Genomic DNA, 5021 nt, shown 5'->3' with positions numbered 1-5021 from the left:
ACCCAGGACGGCGCGATCAAACAGGTCATCATCGAGATCCAAAAGGCCAAGTTCGCCGCCGACATCATGCGCTTTCGCCGTTATCTCGGGGAACAATACAAGCAAGGATTCACGCTCGAAGGAGACAGCAAGGTCCAAAAGGCTATCCCCATCATCAGCATCTATTTCCTGGGGTATCAACTCAAGCACGTGAATGTGCCGGTCATCAAGGTGCTCAGAAACTACTATGACGCCGCCACCGGGCAAGCAATCTCCGCGCGGGAGGAATTCATCGAGAGCCTTACCCACGATAGCTTCGTGATTCAGATTCCCTACCTGGGGCCGGAATACAAAACGGCCGCGGAACGACTCTTGGCCGTTTTCGACCAACACCTGATAGTATCGGGTGACGAGCATATCCTGAATATTGATGAGGCTGCCTATCCGAAAGAATATCGACCGGTAATCCGCTGGTTGAATCGGGCCATCACCGAGCCGGAGATAAGACAGACCATGGACGTGGAGGATGAGATCCTGGCGGAGCTGGAGGATATGGAACGACAGATCGCGGGAATGGGCCAGGCCCTGGAGGAGAAGGACAAGACTCTGGAGGAGAAGGACAAAACTCTGGAGGAGAAGGACAAGGCCCTGGAGGAGAAGGACAGGGCCCTTAAGGAGAAGGACAGGGCACTGGAAGAAAAGGACAAACTGATTGCGGAGCTACGACAATTAGGTAGTGGGTAAGCTCAAAGTGGGGACCGAGCCGACAACTGACAGTGGTTGCCGGTTGCAGGGAGCCACTTGGATCTGAACGCGCCGTAACCCGACAGCCAAGGAAAACCACGAATCACGCGAACTTTCGCGGATCGATTCGCGTTGATTCGCGCGATTCGTAGTTTTCCCTGAAGCCGGCGTCAACCCCCGGCGAGCATCATGCTCATCATCAGCTGGTTGAGCCGACCCACGAAGGCGGCGGGGTCATCGAGCTGTCCGCCCTCGGCCAGCTGGGCCTGATCGAACAGGATCATCCCTAAGTCGTTGAAACGGGACTCGTCCCCCTCGGCCTCCAGGCGTTTCACCAGCGGGTGATTCGGATTGACCTCCAGGGTCGGTTGGGTGTGGGGGGCCTCCTGACCCACGGATTTGAGCACCCGGGCCAGGTTAGCACTCATGTCATACTCTCCCACCACCAGACAGGCAGGGGAGTCCACCAGCCGGGTACTCACCCGCACCGCGGCGACCCGCTCCCCCAGGCCCTTCTTGAGCCTCTCCAACAGCTTGCCGTGCTCACCGGCCGCTTTCTCCTGCTGCGCCTTCTCTTCCTTGTCCGCCAGGTCGCCCAGATCCAGATCGCCCTTGGTAACCGACTGTAGGTGCTTACCCCGGTACTCGGTCAGACCGCTGACCAGCCACTCGTCCACCCGGTCGAACAACAGCAGCACTTCCAGTTCCTTCTTGCGGAAGACCTCCAGGTGCGGACTGTGGCGCGCTGCCGCCGGACTGTCGGCGGTGATGTAATAGATCTTGTCCTGGCCCTCCTTCATCCGCTCGATATAGGCGTCCAGGGTCTCGGTCTGGGCCTCGCCCTCGGTCGCCGTGGTCGCGAACCGCAACAGGCCGGCAATGCGCTCGCGATTGCCGTAGTCCTCCGCCGGCCCTTCCTTGAGCACGGTACCGAACTCCTTCCAGAAGGTCTGGTAGTCATCCGGCTTATCCTTGGCCATGGACTCCAACAGGCCCAGGATGCGCTTGGTGTTGGCTTGGCGGATGGTGTCGATCTTGCGGTTGTGCTGCAGGATCTCGCGCGAGACATTGAGCGGCAGGTCGTCGGAATCCACCACCCCCTTGACGAAGCGCAGATAGCGGGGCATGAGCTTGTCCGCCTCGTCCATGATGAAGACCCGGCGCACGTAGAGCTTGACGCCGTGCTTCTGCTCCCGGTCCCAGAGGTCCCAGGGGGCCCGCTTAGGCAGATACAACAAGGCGCTGTATTCGTTGGTGCCCTCCACCCGGTTGTGGGCCCAGGCTAGGGGCTCGTCGAAGTCGTGGGAGATGTGTTTGTAGAAATCCTGGTACTCGCTGTCCTCGATCTCGGACTTAGCGCGCATCCACAGGGCCGTGCCCTGATTGACCCGCTCGTACTCCGGCGCCTGCTCCGCGTCCTGCTGTTTGTCTTTGTCCTTGTCCTCTGCATCGGGCATGGCCTCCTTGCGCATCTCCACCGGCAGGGCGATGTGATCCGAGAACTTGCCGATGATGCTGCGCAGGCGCCAGGCATCGAGAAACTCCTGCTCGTCCTCCTTCAGGTGGAGTATCACATCGGTGCCCCGCCCCGGCTTATCCACCGTCTCCAGGGTGTAGCTCCCCCGCCCGTCCGACTCCCAACGCACCCCGTGCTCGGGGCCCAGACCGGCGCGCCGTGAGACCAGGGTCACCTTGTCCGCGACGATGAAGGCGGAATAGAAGCCTACCCCGAACTGGCCGATGAGCTGACCATCCATGCTCTGGTCGCCGGTCAGCTGCGCGACGAAACGGCGGGTCCCGGAGCTGGCGATGCTGCCGATGGTCTCGGTCACCTCCTGGCGGCTGAGGCCGATGCCGTTGTCCGAGACCGTCAGGGTCCCGGCCTCCTTGTCCAGCTCTACGCGGACCCGCAGCTCCGGATCCTCTTCGAGCAGCCCCTCCTCGGTCAGGGCCTCGAAGCGCAGCTTCTCGGCCGCGTCCGAGGCGTTGGAGACCAGCTCCCGCAGGAAGATCTCCTTGTTGGAGTAAAGGGAGCGGACGACCAGGTCCAGGACCTGACTCACTTCGGCCTTGAATTCCAGGGTTTCCTTGTGTGCTTCTAGGGTCATGTTTCTGCTATCCCCTTATCAAATCAAACAAAAAGTCATGTGCGGCACGGACATGAAAGGATACAATGTAGCCTGAAAAACCCTCCGGTAGGAGGGCCGGGATTCCCGCTCAGGATCGCTCCCGTTACGCCCGTCTTGCCGCGAGCTCGCGCGTCGGGCCGGTCCTGAACCGGCCCTTAAAATCATGCACGTATCACCCTGTGGGCGATGGGAGGGCGGCTGCGCCTAATGTAGGGTGGGTTGCGCCCACCCAGGGCAGTGGCCTGTGTCTATACCTAATGGTTGTGCCCACCATTGCCGGAACCGCACGTCCTGCACGTGGGGATGAATGTAGTCTCAACACACACAAATCAAGGGCTTTGTGAGATGGATGCGAAAATCATCGCTACCCGGCCGTTCGACGGCCAGCGCCCCGGCACCTCCGGTCTGCGCAAGAAGGTCAAGGTCTTCCGGCAACCCGGCTACCTGGAGAACTTCGTCCAGGCCATTTTCGATACCAGGGCAGACCTCAAGGGCGGCGTGCTCGTCCTGGGCGGTGACGGCCGCTACTACAACCGCCACGCCATCCAGATCATACTGCGTATGGCCGCCGCCAACGGCATGAGCAAAGTACTGGTCGGCCAGGGCGGCATCCTCTCCACCCCCGCCGCTTCCTGCGTTATCCGCAAGTACCGGACCCAAGGCGGCATCATCCTCTCGGCCAGCCACAATCCCGGCGGCCCGGACGCAGACTTCGGCATCAAGTTCAATACCCCCAACGGCGGCCCGGCCCCGGAGACGGTCACCGAGGCCATCTACGCCCGCACCGGCGAGCTCGACAGCTACCGGACCCTGGAGGCGGCGGACCTGGACTTGGACCGCCTCGGCGAAGTCAAACTCGGCGATATGACCGTGGCGATCATCGACCCGGTGGCGGACTATGCCGACCTGATGGAGTCCCTGTTCGACTTTACCGCCATGCGCCGGCTCTTCGATTCCGGGGCCTTCAAGATGCGCTTCGATGCCATGCACGCCGTCACCGGCCCCTATGCCATCGAGATCCTGGAGAACCGGATCGGCGCCATGCCGGGCACCGTGATGAACGGCAAGCCCTTAGAGGACTTCGGTAAGGGCCATCCCGATCCCAACCTGGCCCACGCCAAGGAGCTGGTAGCCATGACAAAAGGCGCGGACGGGCTCGACTTCGCCGCCGCCTCGGACGGTGACGGCGACCGCAATATGATCCTGGGTAAGGACTGCTTCGTCACCCCCAGCGACAGCCTGGCGATACTGGCGGCCAACGCCCATCTGATCCCCGGCTATCAGGACGGTATCGCGGGTATCGCCCGCTCCATGCCCACCAGCCAGGCCGCGGACCGGGTGGCCGAAGCCCTCGGCATCACCTGCTTCGAGACCCCGACCGGCTGGAAGTTCTTCGGCAATCTGCTCGACGCCGGGCGCATCACCCTGTGCGGGGAGGAGAGCTTCGGCACCGGCTCGGACCATGTGCGGGAGAAGGACGGCCTGTGGGCAGTGCTGTTCTGGCTCAACCTGCTGGCGGCCCGCAAGCAACCCGTCGCCCGGATCGTCAGGGAACACTGGCACGGCTTCGGGCGCAACTACTACACCCGGCACGACTATGAAGCGATGGACGCCCAAGCCGCCGGTGACCTCATGGACCACGTGCGCCGTCTGCTGCCCGACCTGCCCGGAACCAAGCTCGGCGACTACCGGGTCGAATACGCCGACGACTTCGCCTACACCGACCCCATCGACGGCAGCCGCTCCGGAGGCCAGGGCCTGCGCATCGGCCTGGAAGGGGGCTCGCGCATCATCTACCGCCTCTCCGGCACCGGCACCCAGGGTGCCACCCTGCGCGTCTACCTGGAGTTCTTCGAGCCGGACGCCGCCAGGCACAACTGGGAGACCCAAGCGGCCATGCGGCCGCTCATCCTCGTCGCCCGCGAGCTGGCCCAGATCGAGGCCCGGACCGGACGCACCGAACCGGACGTCATCACCTGACCACCGCGTATGTAGGGTGGGCTGTGCCCACCGACTCAGGTGGATGGTAGTGCTCAATAGGTAGTGATCGTGTAGTCATCCCATCGAAGAAGGAAAAGGCTCAGCTCGTAGATTGGGCAAAGCCGGTAGGATGTGGTGAGCGCCTGCCTACCGCCCCAGGGACGGGGCAGGTAGGCAGCGAACCGCATC

The 5021-nt window shown here is 62.5% G+C and carries 3 protein-coding genes; 2 read left to right on the top strand and 1 reads right to left on the bottom strand.

All coding sequences use genetic code 11. The features are described from left to right. A partial coding sequence (locus tag BQ17_RS21820) for a hypothetical protein (RefSeq protein ID WP_089726987.1) occupies positions 1 to 723 on the top strand: 723 nt, incomplete at its 5' end. Between the two features lie 170 nt (positions 724 to 893). Here BQ17_RS21820 and htpG read toward each other — a convergent pair. Then, entirely contained in the window at positions 894 to 2831 is a 1938-nt protein-coding gene (gene htpG / locus BQ17_RS10935; RefSeq protein ID WP_089726985.1) for a molecular chaperone HtpG, read from the bottom strand. 366 nt (positions 2832 to 3197) lie between these two features. Here htpG and BQ17_RS10930 point away from each other — a divergent pair, with 366 nt between their 5' ends. Beyond that, positions 3198 to 4832 (top strand): alpha-D-glucose phosphate-specific phosphoglucomutase, encoded by a 1635-nt coding sequence (locus BQ17_RS10930; protein ID WP_089726983.1) that lies wholly within the window; start codon positions 3198 to 3200, stop codon positions 4830 to 4832. The last annotated feature ends 189 nt before the right edge of the window (positions 4833 to 5021 follow it).

The sequence above is a fragment of the Candidatus Thiosymbion oneisti genome, from assembly GCF_900092655.1.
Taxonomy (GTDB): domain Bacteria; phylum Pseudomonadota; class Gammaproteobacteria; order Chromatiales; family Chromatiaceae; genus Thiosymbion; species Thiosymbion oneisti.
The sequence above is the reverse complement of the archived record's forward strand: the minus strand, read 5'-3'. Positions and strand labels throughout refer to the sequence as shown.

What these genes read in the sequence shown, in the direction of transcription:
- htpG (WP_089726985.1), bottom strand. Translation starts at nt 2,831, where the DNA reads ATGACCCTAGAAGCACACAAGGAAACCCTGGAATTCAAGGCCGAAGTG.
- BQ17_RS10930 (WP_089726983.1), top strand. Translation starts at nt 3,198, where the DNA reads ATGGATGCGAAAATCATCGCTACCCGGCCGTTCGACGGCCAGCGCCCC.